General features: G+C 60.4%; 17 protein-coding genes. 13 read left to right on the top strand and 4 right to left on the bottom strand.

All coding sequences use genetic code 11. The annotated features are described in order from the left end of the window. Nucleotides 1–13: 13 nt before the first annotated feature. Entirely contained in the window at nt 14–169 is a 156-nt protein-coding gene (locus I8746_RS07600) for a hypothetical protein (protein ID WP_195743556.1), read from the bottom strand. Here I8746_RS07600 and I8746_RS07595 point away from each other — a divergent pair. Then, entirely contained in the window at nt 168–2021 is a 1854-nt protein-coding gene (locus tag I8746_RS07595; protein WP_004574230.1) for an ABC transporter ATP-binding protein, read from the top strand. The two genes, I8746_RS07600 and I8746_RS07595, sit on opposite strands and share 2 nt — an antisense overlap. A 77-nt stretch (nt 2022–2098) precedes the next feature. Here I8746_RS07595 and tssM read toward each other — a convergent pair whose 3' ends face one another. Genes tssM through vasI form a run of 3 tightly spaced genes read right to left on the bottom strand, consistent with a single transcriptional unit; the run spans nt 2099 to nt 7817 of the window. After that, on the bottom strand, nt 2099–5719 hold the full coding sequence (gene tssM, locus I8746_RS07590; RefSeq protein ID WP_221100414.1) for a type VI secretion system membrane subunit TssM: 3621 nt from the start codon (nt 5717–5719) through the stop codon (nt 2099–2101). After that, nucleotides 5716–7179: a type VI secretion system protein TssA gene (tssA, locus tag I8746_RS07585; RefSeq protein WP_221100413.1), complete on the bottom strand. Its 1464-nt coding sequence runs from the start codon at nt 7177–7179 to the stop codon at nt 5716–5718. The genes tssM and tssA overlap by 4 nt, the downstream gene beginning before the upstream one ends. Beyond that, nucleotides 7167–7817, bottom strand: coding sequence for a type VI secretion system-associated protein VasI (vasI, locus tag I8746_RS07580; RefSeq protein WP_012052039.1), 651 nt, complete (start codon nt 7815–7817; stop codon nt 7167–7169). Before vasI ends, tssA begins: the two co-directional genes overlap by 13 nt. Before the next feature lie 327 nt (nt 7818–8144). On the opposite strand from vasI, the gene tssB reads away from it, so the two are divergent. The 12 genes from tssB to I8746_RS07520 all read left to right on the top strand — a co-directional run bounded on the left by tssB (nt 8145) and on the right by I8746_RS07520 (nt 20747). Continuing rightward, the gene (tssB, locus tag I8746_RS07575; RefSeq protein ID WP_088512738.1) at nt 8145–8648 is read left to right on the top strand and encodes a type VI secretion system contractile sheath small subunit; all 504 of its coding nucleotides are present in this window, start codon (nt 8145–8147) and stop codon (nt 8646–8648) included. 17 nt (nt 8649–8665) lie between these two features. Next, nucleotides 8666–10156 (top strand): type VI secretion system contractile sheath large subunit, encoded by a 1491-nt coding sequence (gene tssC / locus I8746_RS07570; RefSeq protein ID WP_019436866.1) that lies wholly within the window; start codon nt 8666–8668, stop codon nt 10154–10156. Further along, a complete protein-coding gene (gene tssE / locus I8746_RS07565) occupies nt 10153–10563 on the top strand; it encodes a type VI secretion system baseplate subunit TssE (protein ID WP_014753480.1) in 411 nt (136 codons plus the stop codon). Before tssC ends, tssE begins: the two co-directional genes overlap by 4 nt. A gap of 3 nt (nt 10564–10566) precedes the next feature. After that, nucleotides 10567–12333, top strand: a complete 1767-nt coding sequence (gene tssF / locus I8746_RS07560; protein WP_221100412.1) for a type VI secretion system baseplate subunit TssF — start codon at nt 10567–10569, stop codon at nt 12331–12333. Beyond that, entirely contained in the window at nt 12297–13313 is a 1017-nt protein-coding gene (gene tssG, locus I8746_RS07555) for a type VI secretion system baseplate subunit TssG (RefSeq protein ID WP_221100411.1), read from the top strand. The genes tssF and tssG overlap by 37 nt, the downstream gene beginning before the upstream one ends. Continuing rightward, entirely contained in the window at nt 13310–13879 is a 570-nt protein-coding gene (locus I8746_RS07550; protein ID WP_221100410.1) for an FHA domain-containing protein, read from the top strand. Before tssG ends, I8746_RS07550 begins: the two co-directional genes overlap by 4 nt. Continuing rightward, nucleotides 13876–14673, top strand: a complete 798-nt coding sequence (tssJ, locus tag I8746_RS07545) for a type VI secretion system lipoprotein TssJ (RefSeq protein WP_221100409.1) — start codon at nt 13876–13878, stop codon at nt 14671–14673. Before I8746_RS07550 ends, tssJ begins: the two co-directional genes overlap by 4 nt. 55 nt (nt 14674–14728) lie before the next feature. Continuing rightward, the gene (tssK, locus tag I8746_RS07540) at nt 14729–16066 is read left to right on the top strand and encodes a type VI secretion system baseplate subunit TssK (RefSeq protein ID WP_012052031.1); all 1338 of its coding nucleotides are present in this window, start codon (nt 14729–14731) and stop codon (nt 16064–16066) included. 1 nt (nt 16067) lies between these two features. Further along, a complete protein-coding gene (icmH, locus tag I8746_RS07535) occupies nt 16068–16937 on the top strand; it encodes a type IVB secretion system protein IcmH/DotU (RefSeq protein ID WP_221100408.1) in 870 nt (289 codons plus the stop codon). A gap of 132 nt (nt 16938–17069) precedes the next feature. Next, the gene (locus I8746_RS07530; RefSeq protein ID WP_012052029.1) at nt 17070–17585 is read left to right on the top strand and encodes an Hcp family type VI secretion system effector; all 516 of its coding nucleotides are present in this window, start codon (nt 17070–17072) and stop codon (nt 17583–17585) included. 73 nt (nt 17586–17658) lie between these two features. Next, nucleotides 17659–19827, top strand: a complete 2169-nt coding sequence (locus tag I8746_RS07525; protein WP_221100407.1) for a type VI secretion system Vgr family protein — start codon at nt 17659–17661, stop codon at nt 19825–19827. Beyond that, the gene (locus I8746_RS07520) at nt 19824–20747 is read left to right on the top strand and encodes a DUF4123 domain-containing protein (RefSeq protein ID WP_221100406.1); all 924 of its coding nucleotides are present in this window, start codon (nt 19824–19826) and stop codon (nt 20745–20747) included. The genes I8746_RS07525 and I8746_RS07520 overlap by 4 nt, the downstream gene beginning before the upstream one ends. The last annotated feature ends 112 nt before the right edge of the window (nt 20748–20859 follow it).

The following is a 20859-nucleotide window of genomic DNA, read 5'->3' as shown; positions in this document are numbered from 1 at the left end:
CAATTATACAGCATCAAGGCAGAATGAAATCAATCTGAAATGTAATGAGTTGCAAAGGTTTGTTAACAAACACCCCAAGGCCGACCTTTTCCGGGTTAAAAACAAAAGTCGGCAAAGGCAAGCCGGCAGGGCATTGGCCAAGCAAAAACCGTTTTCCGGAGACAAGCATGCTGCGTATCTTTGAACGTCGGCTCGACCCCTTCCCACCCGATGAGGTACCACCGCCGCCCGTTGGCCTGTTGCGCTTCATGTGGGCTTGTACCCGCGGCGCCCGTGGCTACATTCTGGCGCTGGCACTGCTCAGTGCCGGGGTGTCGATATACGAAGCCTGGCTGTTCGCGTTCCTCGGCCAGGTGGTCGACCTGCTCGCGTCCTGGCAGGCAGGCGGTACTGTTGGCCCCGAGGAAAGCCGTGTGCTGTGGGGTATCGGCATCGTCCTGCTGGTCAGCATCGGGCTGGTGGCGCTGCGCACCATGGTTCAGCACCAGGTGCTGGCGATCAACCTGCCGCTGCGGCTGCGTTGGGATTTTCACCGCCTGATGTTGCGCCAGAGCTTGTCGTTCTTTTCTGACGAGTTTTCTGGCCGGGTCACAACCAAGGTGATGCAGACGGCACTGGCAGTGCGCGATGTGCTGTTCACCCTTATCGAAATCCTGCCGGGGATTGGCGTGTATTTCATCGCGATCATTGCCCTGGCCGGTGGCTTTGCCCTGAAACTGATGCTGCCCTTCATTGCCTGGGTCGTGCTGTTCGGCTTGGCCATGCTGTATTTCGTACCCCGGCTGGGCAAAGTCGGGCAGGAGCAGGCCAATGCCCGGTCGTCGATGACCGGGCGGGTTTCTGACGCTTACACCAACATCACCACGGTGAAACTGTTTTCGCACTCCAACCGCGAAGCGCACTTTGCGCGCGCAGCCATGGAAGACTTCAAGCAGACCGGTTTTCGCCAGATGCGCCTGGTGAGCCAGTTCGAAATCGTCAACCAGGCGCTGGTGGTGGGCTTGATCTTTGGTGCCGGTGGCTATGCACTGTGGCTGTGGCACCAGGGCCAGGTCGGCACCGGGGCCGTGGCGGCAATCACCGCCATGGCCTTGCGCGTCAACGGCATGTCGCACTGGATCATGTGGGAAATTACCTCGCTGTTCGAAAACATCGGCACCGTGCAGGACGGTATGGCCACCCTCACCCGCGGCCCCAAGGTACAGGATGCGCCGGGTGCTGCAGAGCTGGTCACCACGGGTGGCGCGGTGAGTTTCGACAAGGTCAGCTTCAACTACAACGGCGAGCGCCAGGTGCTCAATGAGCTGACGCTACACATTCGTCCGGGCGAAAAAGTCGGCCTGGTCGGCCGCTCCGGCGCCGGCAAGTCCACCTTGATCAACCTGCTGCTGCGCTTCTACGACGTGGACAAGGGGGAAATACGCATCGACGGGCAGAACGTCGCCAAGGTCACGCAAGACAGCCTGCGCAGCGCCATCGGCATGGTCACTCAGGACACCTCGCTGTTGCACCGTTCGATTCGCGACAACATTGCCTATGGCCGCCCCGATGCTACCGAGGCACAGATCCGTGCTGCTGCGGCCAATGCCCAGGCCGACGGTTTCATCAGCCAGCTCAGCGACCGCCAGGGCAACAGCGGTTATGACACCCTGGTGGGTGAACGCGGTATCAAGCTGTCTGGCGGCCAACGCCAGCGCATTGCAATTGCCCGGGTGATGCTGAAGAACGCACCGATCCTGCTGCTTGACGAAGCCACCAGCGCGCTGGACTCGGAGGTGGAAGTGGCCATTCAGGAAAGCCTGGATGAGATGATGCAGGGCAAGACCGTTATCGCCATCGCCCACCGGTTGTCGACGATCGCCGCCATGGACCGGCTGATCGTGATGGATGAAGGGCGCATCATCGAGCAAGGCACCCATGCCGAACTGTTGGCAAAACAGGGTACCTATGCACGGTTGTGGCAGCACCAGAGTGGCGGGTTCCTGGGTGAGGATCGGGGCGTGGCCGAGGCTGTGGAGTAAGCAGAGGCCGGGGGCAGCCAGCGCATACCCAAGCTTCGAAAGCCTGCCCAGTCAATGCATTGCGCCCCTGACGATGTTCATAGTCGCTGCTCATCCGATAGCGCCGCCTGCACCCCATTGGCTGGCTGTTGCAATAAGCCTCGGGGCAAGCGGAAGCCTTTGAACGGTTGCTGGGTAATGGGATTGAAGGCTTTTTCAGCGTTAAGCCGATAGCGCATCACGCCATCTCCGGTCCGGAAGCTCAGGTCCACGCTGGTCGCCGTCCGGCCATTGAGCGCGCCGCGGCTGAGCAAGCGGAACATCGACCACGGGCCACGGTACTCCAGGCTGCTGCTGTTGCCATTTTGCCTTAGCAAGGTGAGATTGCTACGGACCTGCTGCCCCAGGGTATTGGGCCAGACAATACCCGTGATATGGCTTGGGCCATGGGTGTAGGCAATCAACTGGCCATCCAGGTCCAGCAGGCTGGTACGCTGGTTCGCACTGAGCCCCAAGGGCTCGATGCTGAACTGCACACTCAGCTTGCCACGCTGATCGAAGAAGGTTTCGCGGATGCGCTCCGCCAGCTCGAGCTGCTCGATCACGTCGGCACGAATCAGGGATTGCCCGTGCTGAGCGGACTGCAAAGCTTCAAGGTTGTCCTTCAGGAAAACCTTGAGATACCGATCATTAAACTGCTGCAGGCGCCCTTTCGGCCCGAAGAACGCCTCGAAGTCATCCAAAGAAGCATCGGGTGCCTTCACCACAAAGGGGTAGCGGCCTGCCAGGCGTTGCTGGAAAAAACTGTACACGTCAGCATCCCAACGTCGCTCCAGTTCGCGCAGTGCTTCAACGTTCAGCACCTGGGCAGTCTGGTCGGCGAGCTTTCTGACCTGGTGGCTGATAGGCTCCGGTAAACCTGTGGCAACACGTTGCAGGGTACCGATCGGGTCCTGCCCTGTCATCGCAAAGCGCTGATGCACGGCTTGCAACGCGGCCTTGCCGCGGTCCGGGCTGTCCTGTACGGCCTTGGCGTAGTCCAGCACGGCCGCAACAGCGCCAAGGGTTTCATCGTAGTAGCTCGGCTTTTCTCCTGTCGCCTGCAGCATGGCGCCCAGGCCTGCAAACGCCCGCTGGATGGCCAACGCTTGCGGTTGCTCGGGTTTTCCGGTTGCTACCCGCAGCGTACTCAGCTCACCCGGTGATTCAACAACTGCTGGAGACGCAAGCGAGGTGTTATCCCTGACCGTATCCAGCAGCCGTTGCAACGGTGCTGCGGGGCCGGTCAACTCCTCCAGGATCGCGACACCATGGTCCAGATCACGGAAGTCAGCCACCGTAAACGCGTTCAGGGCGCGCCGCCAGCTGTCAATGTAATCGGCGCTGTAGAGGTTATACAGCCGCTCGGTCAACGCATCGCGGTCGACGTCCGAATAGTCGAGTTGACTGCGCTCCCCCAATGCCCATTGATCAACCATCGCCATTTCAGCGAAGCGTTGGCTGTGCGGCTCGAAGTAATCCCTGAAGCCTTTGGCGGTGAGCATGCCGGCCAGCCTTACATCCTCCCCCCCTTGCCTTGACCCGGAAGACGGCTGGTACACCACATCGAACGCAGGCCCTACCTGGTGGCGCAGGTCCAGCCCGGCGTGCACCTGCTCGTACGATTGTTGTTTCAGCCCTGCGTAGACCCGCTGTGGCAACGGCAATTTGCGCAACACCTGCTGCACTTCGCTGACCCGCTGGCGGTATTGCGGCAAATCGGTATCGGCATAGGCCAAGGCGTACTTCAGGTGCTGCATGAGGTCACGCTGCAACTGACCCTGGCCAGGAAAGGCCCGTTGCCACTGACGGGCCATCCAGCCCTCGACCCATTCTGGCCGGCGGCTGTTGCGGTCCTCGATCATCCGGTAAACCCTGAGCGCGGCCATTTGTTGCTCACTGCCAGGTGGTGCAGCGTTCATGGCATCGATCACACCACTGGCCAAGGCCGGCAAGAAACGTTTCGACAACAAGCTGAGGTACGCCTCATCAACCAAGGGACCAATGTTGCGCCCTTGATACAAGCCAAAATCGGCAACCACCGGCCAGGCCGCACGATAGTCGCCAAACACCGCCACCGCATCGCGAATCTGGTCCAGTGGCGCCAGCAGGTTGCGCCCGGTCGGATCAAGACGCATATCGACTTCGTGACCACTGTACTCCTGGCTTTTGGCGAGCACACTGGCAGCCTTGGCGCCATTGATCTCGGCGTAACGCTGCCAGCTGGCAATGGCGATACTGAACGCCAGGATGCCTACACCAGAGCCCACCCACAGCAAGTGGCGCTTGCTGCGCGCAACCCGAACATTGTCGCCCGCCAGCCCGGCTTCCTGATAAATAACCCGCCTGAATGCTTGCTGGATGAAATAGACCAACGCCTTCCCCTGTGCCTTACCTTCACGCAGGGGTAGCTTCGTCGTGTAGGGCTGAGCCGCTTCACGGACAAAGGCATTGCGCATGTCGCCTTGCTGTACCACTGACGACCAGTACACACCACGCACCAAGGGTGGCGTGGTGAACCGGTCACTCGCCAGGGTTTCGCGCAAGAATGCCTGCAGTATGGGGCGCAACCCGATCAGCTGTGCATGCAGTGAGAACAGGCGCACGCACGGTGCTGTCTTGCCCAGTACATCCAGCCGATCGATGACCTGCTCATGCAATTGGGTGAGAAGCCGCCTGTAGTGCTCGTCATACTCATCCAGCCAGGCGTCGAACGCGTCAACCGCATCCAGCTTGAAGGTGAACCCCAACAGGCTTTCACGCTTGGCGGCCGGAAGCTGGCTGTAGAACTGGTCGAAGCCGTCCAGCAGATCGAATTTGGTCAGGACCACGTACAGCGGCAGGCGCGCACCCAACTGACTGCTCACTTCGTACAGGCGTGTGCGCAACCCATGGGCCAGCGCGACGCGCTGCTCGGGCTTGCCATGCAGCAGCGCCGGCAGGTCGACCACCAGCAACACACCATTGAGCGCCCGCTGGCTTCGCTTACGCTGCAGCCAGCCCAACAGGTGCTCCCATAACCGGGCCTGGATACCGGGCGGCGAGTAGGCATTGGTGGTGTCGTTGGCCGCCGAGCCCACCGGTGGTTTTTGACTGATGAAAACGCCGGGCGGGTCGATGATCACGGCATCGTCGCTGACCCACCAGCCTACCGGATAGGCCAGTGCTTCAGCCTGTCGGCCCCGTGCCTGGGCCTGGTCGATACGCGTCAGGGTAAAGCGCTGATCGGTGCGGTCGATGAAGCTGCTTTTACCGGCCTGTTCGTCGCCCAACACCAGGTACCAAGGCAGCCGGTACAACGCGCGTCGCCCACCGGCATTGTCGAGATACCGCTCAAGCCCCTGGCTCAAGGCCCGCTCTTGCGCCTGCACGAACGGTAGCGCGACATCCTGTTCGGCGGCCAGTGCCTGCCGGCGCTCCGCTTGCAGGCGGCGAAAGCGCGTGCGCAGCACCCCAAGCCAGCACAGAAGCGGCACCAGCACGAGCACCAGGCTTGCCACGCTGCGATGAGCCACACTTGCCAGCGGCTGCTGCTCCCGCCACGTCCATTGCGGGCCAAGCCACCAGATAGCGACCAGCATCAGCAAAGCGCCAAGCCCGAGCAGCAGCGGCAGCGCCAGGCCAATGCGCGTTACCCACGGCCAGCCCCAACGTTTGAGTTGCGTCCATATTTGATTCATCGAGGCTCCTGATCCTTGTCTTGAACTGCCAACACTGGGGATGCCGCGTACTGCTGAAGCCGCTGAAACACCTCGGGCTCCCACGCACTGGCGGTGGTTTGCTGCATGGTTCGGGCAACGTTGGCGCACAGGTCCTGGGCCAGCCAGGACACACCCCGCGCGGCCAGCAGATCAGCTGCAATCACGGTGGTGTGGCAGCGCTCACGGGGAGCACGAAAGCCCGCTTGCAGCCCTTGCAGCCGAAGGAGCAGCGGTTCTACGCCACCGGTTTCCAGCTGGCTGACCAACTCCTCGCGCAGGCCGCTGAACTCCTGGGGGGTTGCACCTTGGCCAGACGGCCCTTGCGTGCCCTTAAGCCAGGCCAGGCACTGATCGTCGACAAATACCAGCCCATCGCTGAAGCACAACTGCTGCAGCGACGGCATGCGCTGTACAAACCGGGCGGTGGCACAGCGGATGGCTTCGGCCACCTCGCACATCGCCAGCTGTGTGGCGACGGTCGCAGCCAGAAAGCTGCCACGAATCCAGAAGGGGCAAGCCGTCAGGCTCTTTTCAATACGCTGCAGCAAGGCGGGGTCAACCGCCTTACTGGCAATGGCCTCGTCATAGACCCGCGTGATATCCAGCGGCACCGCCATCAATTCCGTACGGTTGCCCTGCCTGACTTGGGGAGCAACCTGAATGTGCGCCCACAAACCGAAACGCCGTAACTGATAGCCGGTAGCGTCGTAAGGGTCCTGCTGGTTGATGAGCTCGGCCATGGACAGCACGGCCCGCCGTGTCTCACGCTCATTGCCCATCGACATGCGTGACACGGGTGTGGCGATGACATCGGCCAACGGCGCAGGCTTCTCGGTTGCAGCCGGCGCTTTGGGCACAGCAGCCTCGCCAACACCGTTGGCAAGTTCCGAGTACTTGCCTAGCAGGCGCTCAAGTTCGCCCAGTGCTGCCGTGTCCAGCTGCACTGTTTCCTGTTGCTGCAGGCGTTTCAAGGCAGCCTGCGCTGCCGCTGCGTGGGTCGGGGTGTAGGTAAAACGATCAAGACGAGGGAGCGCCTCGGCCAAGCGATCGATCACCAGGGCAACCAGCTTGCGCTTGCCCAGGAAGCCTTTCGGTCCCGGCTTGGGATGAGCGGCTTCCCAATAGCACTCGAGCATGCCGGCCAGCAACGCCAAGGTGCATCCCCACTGCTCCCAGCAGCCGGTACGCAACCATGCGGTACTCAGGTGCGCAACGATCCGCAAGTGCTTGCATTGCTGGCTCAGGTACTGACGGGACGCGTCTTCGATGTAGACCCAGTCGATCGAGGCTTCCTGCAGCCCACCTAGCTTGACCATCTCCTGATCAATGGCCTGATAGGTTTCGTCCTCGACATCGAACAGGCCAGCCGGAACTGCCGGATCAATCGGCGCGAGCAACCGAGTGACCTCTTCCCCGGATACCTGCGCTACCACCGACATGTGCTTCGCGCCCGGCTGATCAAGGGGTCCAGGCCTTGCGCATCGAAGGTCAGCCCGTCGACCTCGCCGTGATCACTCACAACCTCGATACGCTGGGCACCGATCAGCTTCCTGATCTGCTCGATGGCGGGCAGGCCCCGCCCGGCATCGAGCACTTGGCCGTTCTCCATCACTTGCCAGGGCGTCTCACGGGTAGACCAGCCCTCCCCGCTCAGGCGTACCTTGACCCAGCTTGCGTCGATCGGACGCCTGGCAATCAGCTGCAGCCGGGAGATGGCCTGTATGCAACTGATTGCCATGTAGGCACGTTCATCACCCGATGCGATGGCGGGCGCCGAAATCACAAGCGCTGGTGCGCCTGCCCCGTCCTGAGGCTGGCTCCCGATGCGAAACGTCAGGTCATCCGGTGCCCGTTCAGCTTCATTTGCCATCACACGTGACACCGTGGGGGCCTGCTGCTCCGGTGCAGACCACTGCCGTTTTGGCGTGTACGCCGGGGTGCCAGCAGCCTGATCGAAACAGGCCAGTCGCTCGACGTTGGACACGATCCGGGGACAGTCCCGCGTGGAGCCTGCCAGCACCGGCTGCAGACAAAACAGCAACGAGAGGCCAGCGCCATATGCACAGCGGTTAATCATCCTGAATTTACTCTCTGAATAGTACAAATGGCCTATATGACGCAAAGAACTTTCCTACAAATAAATAGCAATGCCCATGCACCCGCACGACCAATTAAAACAAATCCAGCAGAAGCCTATTACACAGTACCGAATGCACACAAACAAATATTTCTTTACATCTTAAAGCTCGACCAAAGAGCACAATTCCGTGCATGGTTTTCATAGGAAACGAACAAACAAACCCACCCCATTAAACATATGTGAGAATCTTCCTACAAGATCGGAACAACAATAAACACAACTAGCACCTGAACATCCTACAACCCAACAGGGAGTTGCGTACCGATGTCTAAAAATACGGGATCCGTTGCGCTGAAAGAACGCGTCAATATCAAGTATGTGCCCGCTACCAGCGATGAGCAGGCCGAGGTGGAGCTGCCGCACAAGATGCTGGTGCTGGGCGACTTCGGCCTGGATGACAGCCGTGCGCTTGAGGACCGTCAGGTCATGCGCATCGATAAACATACATTCAACAGCGTGTTGAACGACGCCAACGTAAGCCTGGACGTAACGGTACCGTCCAGGCTTCGCACCGCCCCGGATACCGAGCTGGCCGTCCACCTGCAGTTCAGGTCCATCAACGATTTCGGGCCGGACCGGATCGCGCGCCAGGTGCCCGAGCTGAACAAGCTGCTGGCGCTGCGCGAAGCACTGGTCGCCCTGAAAGGCCCGCTGGGCAACGTCCCGGCCTTCCGCAAGCAATTGCAGCACCTGCTTAACAACGAGCAGGCGCGTAAGCAGCTCGCCCAAGAACTGGACCTGGTGCTCGAGGCGCCAGAAAAAGATTGAGACAACGGAGCGTCCCCATGCCCAAACCAAGCAGCACCGCCATCACCACAGACGCAACGGCCGACACATTGAGCAATGCCACCCTGCTCGACCAGATCATGGCAGAAACCAAACTGGTACCTGCCCAGGAGGGCTACCAGATTGCCAGGCAGGGCGTATCTGCCTTCATCACCGAAATCCTCAAGAGCAATGATCCAGATCAACTGATCAACAAGCACCGAGCCGACCAGATGATTGCCGAGATCGACCGAATGCTCGGCAAACAGATGGATGCCATTTTGCATCAGCCTGAGTTCCAGCAGCTTGAATCATCATGGCGCAGCCTTAAACTTCTGGTCGACCGCACGGACTTCAGGGAGAACATCAAGCTTGAAGTCTTGCATGTCACGAAAGAGGACCTGCTCGACGACTTCGAAAATGCTGCTGACATTACCTGCAGCGGTATCTACAAGCATGTTTACACCGCGGGTTATGGCCAATTCGGGGGAGAGCCGGTTGCGGCCATGGTAGGCAACTACAACTTCGGCCCCTCTTCCCCTGACATCAAGTTGCTAAGTTACATGGCCTCCGTTGGCGCCATGTCCCATGCCCCTTTTCTTGCTGCTCCTGCCCCCGAATTCTTCAATTTGAACAGCTTCGAGGAGCTGCCTAACCTCAAGGAAATAAAAGACCTCTTCGCCGGCCCTCGGCATGCCAAGTGGCGCGCTTTTCGTGAAAGCGAAGACGCCCGCCACGTCGCCCTGACCGGGCCGCGCTTCATGCTTCGCTCCGCTTACCACCCGCAGGAACAACCGATCGAGAGCTTCAACTACAACGAAGACATCGCCGGGCAGCACGACAACTACCTGTGGGGCAATTCTGCTTTTCTGTTAGCCAGTTGCATCAACGACAGCTTCGCCCGCTACCGCTGGTGCCCGAACATCATCGGCCCCCAATCCGGCGGTGCTGTCGAAGACTTGCCGGTCCACCTGTACGAATCCCTGGGCCAGTTGCAGGCCAAGATTCCTACCGAGGTGCTGATATCCGACCGCAAGGAATTCGAACTGGCCGAAGAGGGCTTCATCGCCCTGACCATGCGCAAAGACAGCGACAACGCCGCGTTCTTCTCCGCCAACTCGGTACAAAAGCCCAAGCACTTCCCGAAAACCCCTGAGGGGCTTCAGGCACAGACCAACTACAAGCTGGGTACCCAGTTGCCCTACCTGTTCATCGTCAACCGGCTCGCCCACTACATCAAGGTGCTGCAGCGCGAGCAGATCGGCAGTTGGAAAGAGCGCCGTGACCTTGAGTCCGAGCTGAACAAATGGATCAAGCAGTACGTCGCCGACCAGGAGAACCCGTCTGCCGACGTTCGCAGCCGCCGGCCGCTGCGTGCCGCCCGTATTGAGGTCTCGGATGTTGCGGGTGACCCGGGCTGGTACCAGGTTTCGCTCGCCGTACGTCCGCACTTCAAGTACATGGGCGCGAACTTCGAGATTTCCCTGGTCGGGCGGCTCGATACGCAATGAGTGGTCTTTTTGATCGCCTGATGGTGGACCAGTGCATCTGCCGAGAGGCCTCCCGACGCGAGAGCGCTTCCCACAAGTTCGCCGCCATCAAGCGCCACCTCGAAACGCTACTGAATGCCCGCCAGGGGTGCTCCCAGAGCAGCCCTGAGCTGGGCCTGCGCGACTTCAACGGGCATGACGTGAGCAACGGCGACTTGCTTGTGCAGGTGAGCGCGGATATCCGCCGCACACTCCAGCGCTTCGAGCCGCGCATACAGGTACGCACGCTCAACGCAGTGCCCGATACCCTTGCCCCGCTGGAGCTGCATTTCAGGCTGGATTGCCTGGTACAGGTCAACAACCACGCAGAGCAGCTGCAACTCGAGCTGCTGGTCGATGGGCACAACCGCTACACGCGCGTGAGGTGACCGATGTCACTGAGAGACCGTTTCAGCGAAGAACTGCGTTACCTGAACGAACTGGGGAACGACTTTGCCAAGGACAACCCACAACTCGCGCGGTTGCTTGGCAAAGGTGCCAGCGACCCCGATGTCGAACGCCTGATGGAAGCCTTTGCGTTCCTGACCGCCAAGCTACGGCTGAAGCTGGAAGACGACTTGCCAGAGCTGACCCATCCCATGCTGCAGTTGCTCTGGCCGAACTACCTGCGGCCGCTGCCCAGCGCGACGATCATCAAGTTCAGCCCGGTGAGGCAATCCCTCAGCCAGTCACAGCGCATCCCAAAGGGGTCGCGGCTGTTCTCGAAACCGGTAGACGGCGTGGCCTGCGAGTTCCGCACCTGTACAGCGGTCAACATTCATCCGTTCGAGATCGACACGGTGGCAGCCACCCAGACATCCGACAGTTCCGTGATCTGCATCGGCCTTCAATCACTGGCCGAGCGGCCGTTGAACAGCCTGGGCTGTACCAGCCTCGACTTTTACCTCAGCGGCGATGCCCGAACCGCTCGCACGCTTTACCTGTGGGTTTCCCAATACCTCAAGCATGTCAGCGTGAGCATCAATGACGTGGTTCGTCGGCTGCCGGCAAACAGCATCGCATTCCCAGGGTTCAGCCCCAACGACGCCTTGCTGCCTTATCCACAGAACGTCTTTGATGGCTACCGCATCCTGCAGGAATACTTCGCGTTCCCTCAACGTTTTCACTTTTTCAGCGTTACCGGGCTGGAAAAAATCTGGCCAGCTCATGGCAGCCAGCAGGTAAACCTCGAATTTCACTTCACGCGCCAGCTACCCGACTCGCTGCGTGTCGGCAAAGCAGATTTCCACCTGTTCTGCGCACCTGCGGTCAACCTGTTCCAGCACAGCGCCGAGCCCATCGACCTGTCCGGCAAGGACGCCATGGTTCCACTGAAGCCCAAGGGCACAGCGCCGCACGGCTACGAAATCTTCAGTGTCGACCAGGTGATCAGCACCCGAACGACGACTGACGGGAACACCGGTGAGCACCTTCGGACCTTCCGTCCCTTCGAGTCATTCGCCCATGAAATCGAGCACGTCCAGGGGCGCACGGCGCTGTATTACCGCTGCCAGCTGGAAGAGTGCCTGCACGGCAATGGCGTCATGCATCGAATCGCCTTCGTCCGCGCCGACGCCAACAGCTACATAGGCGAGCTGGAAACCGCGTCCATCGACCTCACCTGCACCAATCGGGACCTCCCGCTGGCGCTGGGCATTGATGACATCAACATTCTGACCGAACTTACGCCGCCTCTGGCCACCTACACCAATCTCTGTACACCCACCCGCCCCTGTCGCCCGGTGCTGGACGGCCAGTTGCAGTGGGCATTGATCTCCAACATGTCGCTCAACTACCTGTCCTTGCTCTCGGTAGAGCCGCTGAAAGCGGTGATCCGCGCCTACGACTTCATGGCCCTGCACGACATCCAGCAGGCCCGCACCACCCGTAAACGCCTGGAGGGTATGCGCGACATTCATACGCAGCCCATGGATTGGCTGATCAAGGGGCAACCCATTCGCGGCCTGCACACCCGGCTGAAACTGGACCAGACCGCCTTCCTCTGCGAAGGCGACTTGTACCTGTTCAGCTGTGTGCTCGCTCATTTTTTCGCCCTGTACGCCAGCATCAATTCCTTCCACCAGCTGGAAGTGATCAACACCACCAATAACGAGCACTACACATGGCCAATACAGACCGGCAAGCAACCGCTGATCTAGCCGACAAGCTGCTTTGCGAAGCGCACCAGTACAACTTCTTCCAGTTGCTGGAGCGGTTGCACGGGCTGCATGGCGATGACCTGGAACCCCGTTGGCCGGACAAGGCCACCCGGCGGCGCGTGCGCCTGGCCTGCGACCCACGCCTGACCTTCCCTGTATCGGACGTGTACAAAGCCCAGCGAATGCCCGCTGAGGAAGCGCGCTACCGCATCATTGCCACGTTCCTGGGGTTGCACGGCACCGATTCGCCATTGCCCACCTATTACCTGGAACAGGTGGCGTATGAACATGCGCATGGCATCGGTGTACGCCCGGCCTTCTTCGACTTCTTCAACCACTACCTGCTCAGCCTGTTGCACCGTATCTGGCGCAAGTACCGCTATTACATCCGCTTCCAGCCAGGTGCCAGTGACGGGTTCTCGCAGTACGTGTTTGCCCTGCTTGGGCTTAACGACAAGCAGTTGCGAGGGGACACGGCGCTGCCCTGGAGCCGCCTGCTCAGTTTTGCCGGCGTGATCGCCAGCCGCAGCCGTGCGCCGGGCACTGTGGCCGGCATCATTGCGCACTGCTTCGACCTCAATCAGGTGCGCATCCGCGAGTTCGAGACGCGATCAGTCGTCACGCCGTCCAGGCAGCTTGCAAGGCTGGGGCGGACCAATGGCCAGCTGGGCAGCACGTTCATGATTGGCAGCCGCACGCGCACTCGCAGCAGCAAGTTCACCATCGTGATCAGCGAACTCGACCAGACACAGCTGCGGGACTTGCTGCCCAGCGGCATCAACTTCGGCCGTTTGCGTGCACTGATCGACTTTCTGCTGCGTGACGGGCTGGCCTACGACCTGGAACTGCGCCTTAAGCAGAGCGCGTTGTCCCCCTTCTGCTTGCACCGCAGCCAGGGCGCATACCTGGGCTGGACCAGCTTCGTCGATGACCGGCATGGCCAGATCAGCCCGGTTGTACGCATCCGGGGGCGCTCATGAACACAGTCACCTTGAGCATCACCAACCTCGACCAACTGCAGCACGGCGTTACTGCTCGGCACCTGTTCGATTGCAAGGGCGGCACCATCGGCAGCGGGCGAGCAAACTGGCAGATCAATGACCGCGATCAGACCGTTGCGTCCATCCACTGCGAAATCCGCTGGATCGAAGGCAGCTTCTGCGTGATCGACCACTGCCACCGCACCTACGTCAATGGCAGTGCCAACAGCCTGGGGCCGCTTCCACCCAGGCGCCTGGTTGAGGGTGACCAGCTTCTCATTGGTGCCTATCGCCTACAGGTTCAGTACTCCCAGGATCAGGCCTGCACACGCTCGCTGGAGGAACTGTTCAACCGTGACCCGAGGGTGCTCGACCGCCTGATAGCGGAAGCGCCTGCACCCGCTTGGCCGGCACAGCCTTCTGCCCCCCAACCAGCCGTCGAGATCTCCTCGGTCTTCAAAGCAGCCATGGGGAATGACCCTCTGGCAGCGCTGGACGCAGCAGACGGTGAAGGGGCACTCCGAGAAAGCCCGCTGCAGCGCCTGATTGCCGGAGCATACCCATGAAACCTCATCCACTTCTGCTCGCCAGCCTGCTGCTTGCGCTGGTCGTGCCCACCGGCTGTACCTCTTTGAGCAGAATGAGCCAGGTGGCCATGGACCACTCGTTGCCCATCGGGCCGCCCCAGGATCACCCGACCGAGGTCGCATTCAGCATCAATGCCAGCCCTACCCTCAACGGCAATCCGAACAGCCTTGACGTCGCAGCCGAACAGGATAGCGCCCTGGAGCCCAGCCCCTACGCTGTAACCCTGAGTGCTGGCGACCCCTATGCGTTGACCGAAAAAATCGGGGTTCTGTTCGAATACCTACACGCGCAATTCCCGGCCATGTCCCCCGTCGAGCTGGACGAAGGAGACGAAAGCGACCCGGCGCGCTCGCCCCTGGAAGAAAGCGGCCTCGGCAGCTACGACGACCCTCAGGTGGCGTTGACCTTGCCGCGCACCACAAGCGTTGCCTCAGCGCTGGTCGCCACGCCCATTGCCATCACGATCCTGCAACTGCGCGACGACTCACTGCTGCGCAACACCGTGTACCAGCTACTGGAGCAGGACCCGGCCAAAGCGCTGCGCAGTACCTACATCCGCAGTGACGATTACCTGCTGCGCCCTGGCCAGTTCAAGTACATCCCGTTCGAGCCTATCCACGCCGAAACCCGCTTCGTCGCGGTGATTGCCGATTACCGAGGGCATGAAAACGCCAGTTGGCGGCAAGTGCTGCGCATTCCGCCGCGTGGCCGCCAGATCATGCTGTCGGTGCTGGTCAACGACACGCACATCGTGCTCAAGGAAGAAGACTGATGGCGCCTCAACACCCTTTGCCCTTCCTGCTTACTCACGCTGACACGGAGCGCCCATGAGTTCACGCAATCCCGTTCTCTGGCCCGAAGGCCTGTTCGTCAAACCACAGCATTTCCAGCAGGCGACCAGGGCCAGCGAAGCAGCCCTGCACCAGCGCCTCGCCAGCCTCAACGCAGCCTTCTACGGCTTCAGCGAACTTCAGTTGAGCGACGAATACCTGAGCCTGGGCAAAGTCGCCATCACCCGGGCGCGCGGTGTGATGCCGGACGGCACGGTGTTCGACATTCCCGCCGACCTGCCGCCACCGCCGCCGCTGGAAATCGGCGACGACGCGTGCCAAGACAGTGAGGTGTATCTGTGCCTGCCGCTGCGTACCGATGGCGGCCGCGAAGTGAGTTGGCCCGACAATGCAGCCAATTTCCGCTATACCGCCCAGGCACAGGAAATCAAGGATACCCACACCGCTGACGGTGACCTGGTGCAGGTAGACCTTGCGGTGCCCAACCTGCAGCTCAAACGCAAGACCGAAGACAGCAGCGCCTACACCCGCCTGGCCCTGGCACGTATTCTGGAACGGCGCCCCGACGGCAGCCTGCAACTGGACGAAGCGTTCTACCCCACCAGCGTTTCGGTGCGGGCGGTGCCAGCGCTGCAGCGGTTTCTTGAAGAAATCACCCATACCTTGCGCGAGCGGGCGCGCGGCCTCGCCACGCGGATTGGTGCATCGGGCCAGTCCGGGATCGCCGACATTCGCGACTTCAACCTGCTGCAGGCAATGAACCGTTGGTGGCCATGCTTCCAGCATCTGGCCAGGCAAGCGCAAACGCACCCCGAGCAGCTGTACCTGTGCATGAGCCAGGCCTGCGGCGAATTCGTCACCTTCACCGACCAGAACAGGCTCCCGCAGGAGTACCCCGCCTATCACCACACCGCGCTGCGCACCTCTTTCAAACCACTGGAAGACACCTTGCGTCGGTCTCTGAGCACCGTCTTGCGGCCACGCGCTGTTTCACTACCGCTGGAGAGCGAACAATTCGGTGTGATGACAACCACGCTGGAAGACCGCCGGCTGATCGACGAAGCCGACTTCATCCTCGCCGTGCGCGCCAGCATGCCACCACAGGCGTTGCGCCAGATGTTCATCCAGAAAGCCAAGATCACCTCACTTGAGTCACTGAATGACCTGGTGCCGCTGCAATTGCCGGGCATCCCTTTGTTGCCATTACCCGTGGCGCCCCGCGACCTGCCCTTCCATGCAGGCTTCAGCTACTTCGAGCTGGACCGACGTGACCCGGCCTGGGCGTGCATGAGCAAGGCGAATGGCTTCGGCATCCACATTGCGGGCGACTTCCCAGGGCTTGAACTGCAGTTCTGGGCGATCAGGAGTGAGTGACATGGGAAAAGACAACAATACGCCCACCGATGAAAACAACGCTGCAGTCAACGCGCTTGATTCAACCCTTGAACAGCCAGTACCCGCCCCCCGGGCTGCGGCAACCAATGCTCAAGTATCCACGGACAAACCTGAGCCTGAGCCCGTTTCCGAAGGCTACCCCGCTGACCCGGAATTTCAGCTGCGGGGCGGCTTCGCCAACCTGATGCTGGATGCCGCATCACCGTTGTTCGGCTTGGTTATACGCCTGCGTACGCTGGACGAGCTGCCAAACATCCAGGACGTGCACCAGCAAGTGCGCGGCCAGATCGACAACATCCAGGAAGAAATGCGCCAGCACGGTTACGAGCCGGCTCAGTTGCTGGCGTACTCCTACGGTCTGTGCCTGTTCATAGACGAGGCCGTTATGGAGCGCCCCTGGGGCAAGAGCAGCTGCTGGAGCCAGGAGCCGCTGCTCAGCATCTTCCACGACGAGACCTGGGGTGGAGAAAAAATCTTCACGGTGATTACCCGCCTGATGCAGGAGCCCAAGCGTTATCAGGACGTACTGGAGTTCATGTACTACGCCCTGTGCCTTGGGCTGAAGGGCAAGTACGCGCTCGCGCCGAAAGGCAAAGAAACACTCAACGCATTGATTCACCAACTGCACGGGATCATCCGCGAACTGCGCGGCCCTACCCCCGAAGAAGTCTGCGACCCCTACACCAATGTGGCCCCACGCAACTTCCGCATGAACCGGCAATGGCCCTGGTGGAGCCCCTTGGTGATTTCCGCCATCGCCATGGCGGTGGCTTACAGCATCTACAGCTATCGCCTGCACCTGATTACCACCGAAGTGCTGGAGTCGCTGAACGGCATTTTGCAGCAATAGCCAACCGTGACACAGCACCACTGAATTCAACGAATTAGCGAGGTTTTTGCCTCGCTGACAAGCCCATCGTTTCCGATGGCCACGCCACCGTGGTGCGCGTGCTTTACCCACATGGACGCAGGAGTAACTGCCATGCCAACACCCGCTTACATCAAGATCGTAGGCCAGACCCAAGGCAACATCACCGCTGGCGCCTTCACCGCTGACTCCGTCGGCAACGTGTTCCAACAAGGCCATGAAGATCAAATTCTGGTTCAGGAAATCAAGCATGAGGTGACTACGCCCACTGACCCCCAGAGCGGTCAACCGAGTGGCCAGCGCGTGCATAAGCCTTTCATATTCACCAGTTCACTGAACAAAGCTACCCCCCTGATGTATCAGGCACTTGCCACCGGCGAAATGCTGCCAACGGTCGAAGTCAGCTGGTATCGCACCTCGGAGGAAGGCAAGCAAGAGCACTTTTTCACGACCACGCTAGAAGACGCCACCATCGTCAGCATCAATACCGTGCTTCCCCATGCACTCGACAAAGACAATGAAAACTACACACAACTGATTGAAGTATCCCTGGCGTATCGAAAGATCACGTGGGCTCACGATGTAGCCAATACCGAAGGTTCTGACGACTGGCGCAATCCGATCGCCTGATCTAACTGAAACGCCCCAGGCAGGCTCGCTCTGCCTGGGCTTTTCGAATACTCAGAAGGCGGAAAGGATATTTATGCCTAGCCAATCTGATTTACGCTACAGCTTTGAACCACTCGTGGGCAACACTGAGTTCGAAGTGGTGTCGTTCAAGCTCAAGGAGGCGCTCAGCCAACCGTTCACGTTGACCCTGGACCTCGTCAGCTTCGAACACGATGTCGACTTCGGCCACCTGCTCGACAAACCCGTGCTGTTCACCATCTGGGACGGTGGCCGCCCCGTACGCTACGTACATGGCCTGGTCAGCAGCTTCAGCCAGGGCGAGAGTGGCTTCTACCGCACTTACTACCACGTATTGGTCGAACCGCAACTGGCCCGCGCCAGGCTGCGCTCGAACTGGCGCATCTTCCAGCACAAGACCGTGCCGCAAATTCTTGAACTGATGCTCAAGCGCCAGGGCATCGACCAGTACGAACTACGCGCCAGCCTGGACCACCAAGTGCGCGAATTCTGCGTACAAGCCGGCGAAACCGACCTCGACTTCATCGCCCGCCTGACAGCCGAAGAAGGCTTCGTCTACCGCTTCGAGCACAGTGAGAAACGCCATAAGCTGATCATCACCGACAGACTGCAGTCACTCGGTCTGATAAGTCACGGTGCCATCAAACACGAGGACGACGCCGGAGGCTTCTACCGTGAGCGTGAACCGTCAGCCCCAGCCACCGTGCTGTACCATTCCAGCCACGGCGGCGACCAGCCTCAACCGTGCCTACGGCGCTTGCGCTACAGCGAACAGGTGCGTACTGCACGGCAGGTTCAACGCGACTACACCTTCACCCACCCGGCCTATCGTCAGGAACACAGGGCCTCGGGCCTGTATCTTGAGCACCAGTCTACGGACTATGAGTGCTTCGACTACCCCGGCCATTACAAACGCGATGCCGTTGGCAAGCCGTTCACCGAAAACCGCATCACCGGCTTGCGCCATGACGTGCGTATTGCCCAAGTGCAAGGCGACGATGTGCGCTTGCAACCAGGCCTGAGCTTCACCCTGACAGGCCACCCGCGCGAAGACCTGAATGTGCATTGGCGGGTCAGCACGGTTCGCCACGAAGGCAGCCAGCTCACCAGCCTGCAGGAAGAAGCTGCCGGGGCCGACCAGGGCACACGTTACGAGCAAAAGGCGGTACTGGTGCCAGGCAGAACCGAATGGCGCCCAGCCCCGTTGCCCAAACCACGCGTTGACGGCCCGCACATGGCCACCGTGGTGGGGCCGCCCGGTGAAGAGATCTACTGCGACGAATGGGGCCGGGTCAAGGTCAGCTTCCCCTGGGACAGAGAAAGCCAGGACAACGCGTTCAGTTCCTGCTGGGTACGCGTCTCCCAAGGCTGGGCCGGCGGCAGCTGGGGCTCGATGGCCATCCCACGGATTGGCCAGGACGTGATCATCCACTACGTCAACGGCGACCCCGATCAGCCGATGATCACCGGCCGTACTTACTGCGGTAACCAGCTGCCACCCTACGACCTTCCCCGTCACAAGACCCGCATGACCATCAAGAGCCAGACCCACAAGGGCGATGGCTTCAACGAGCTGCGCTTCGAGGACGAACTGGGCCAGGAGGAAGTGTTCATTCATGCCCAGAGGGACCAGAACAATGTGGTCAAGCACGATGAGACTACGCAGGTCGGCAATGACCGCAAAGAGCAGGTCGATCACGACGAATCGATCCTGATCGGCCACGACCGTACGGAAACGGTTGGCAATGACGAGCACATCACCATCGGGCAGGACGCCGCGCTCGACATCGGCAGAAACCACACGATCAGGATCGCCAAGGACCGTGTCGAAAACATCGGCAATCACCGTCACGACCAGATCGCCGCCAATCACCACACCCGTATCGGTGGCAACTTCGAGCAACGGGTCGAAGGGCATGCCGAGCTGGAAGCCCGTGGGGATATCCGCAGACGTACACGCCGTTATGAACTTCGAGCCTCTGAAGCCGTGGTCATCCAAGGCCCTGGTGGCTCCATTCGAATCGACGAAACGGGCATCACCCTGGACAGCCCGACGATTCGCATCACCGGCCAGATGCTCAAGTCGGCAAATGGGACGACAAGCCCATTTTCCATCAGCAGTGCCCCGAACACCGGCAAGCCTCTGGAGCGCTTGTGTGGGCGCCGCCCTGATGGTACCTGCCCCCTGCCCGATTGCCGCTGTATCCGAGGGCCAGTCCAATGACTACACCGTCATCAGCTGCTCCGCGCAGCGAAGACTTCGCTCATAACTGCCGCTTTCTGCTGCTCATGACCAGGGCAATCGAGTACTGGGCCTATCGGCCCATCCCGCAGGAGGGTGAACTGGTTCCTGCTTATGCCCCATCGGTACTCGAGCTTATCAACGCTGTCAGCCGGAATACTCAAAAGGCATGGTTATGGAAGAACAGCGCCCTGGATGACCGTCATGAGTTTGGGCCTTTGCTGGTGGACGTTGCAGACGCTCACGAGCTGCTTGCCCATGCAATCACGACCTGGATGCCTATCGGTGGAGCTATCGCGCTGGATGCCGAGGTTGGCCTGGCAGCGCTGGCAGACCACTTCACCAGCCTGGTGCAGGTCGTACTCCCTGATCAGAGCGTTGCCACTCACCATTTCACACCGGACCATCTTGCAGCCTGGCTGAATGCGCTGGACGACAACCATCGCAAGGTATGGCTTGGCCCAGTGTCTCGGTTGGCATGGCGAGTCAACTGGGGGCCGGCTCATGAGTGGAAAACACACGAAAACATGCCGATTGCTGCCCGCTCAAGATCAGAACTGCCTTTGACCCTCCAGCCGCTTGAACTTGATCGGCTGCAAGCAGGCATGCACGAGCACTTTGTCCTCTCATTGGCGCATGAGGTCTTGGCCATGCCGCCCTATGCCAACCATACCTTGGCGGACATACGCCTATGGATAGAAACACTCCTGCCTCAACTGACAGCCCTCAATTTCCGGAGCGAGGAAGTTGCGGGCCAATTCATTCGGCTGATAGCCGGGCACATGTGGCTGATGAGCAATGACAAGGCGGGAAAAATCTACACCAACCTCGAAGAGTCGCCCCAGGCCCGCCTTCGCGAGCTCCAGGCACTGGTCGAAAGCAAGGAGCCTGCCCATGACTAACGCCTCCGTCAGCAGCGCCACCTCCGGCCCTGCCTGCAGCGCACGCGTGCCCATCCTGCCGGTGCGCTACGCCATCGTACCCCGCACCGGCGACGCCCCCGCCTGCCGCTAT

The organism is Pseudomonas sp. USTB-Z, from assembly GCF_019691255.1.
In the GTDB taxonomy this organism is placed as follows: domain Bacteria; phylum Pseudomonadota; class Gammaproteobacteria; order Pseudomonadales; family Pseudomonadaceae; genus Aquipseudomonas; species Aquipseudomonas alloputida.
Note: the sequence above shows the minus strand (reverse complement) of the source record. Positions and strands in the feature narration are given on the sequence as shown.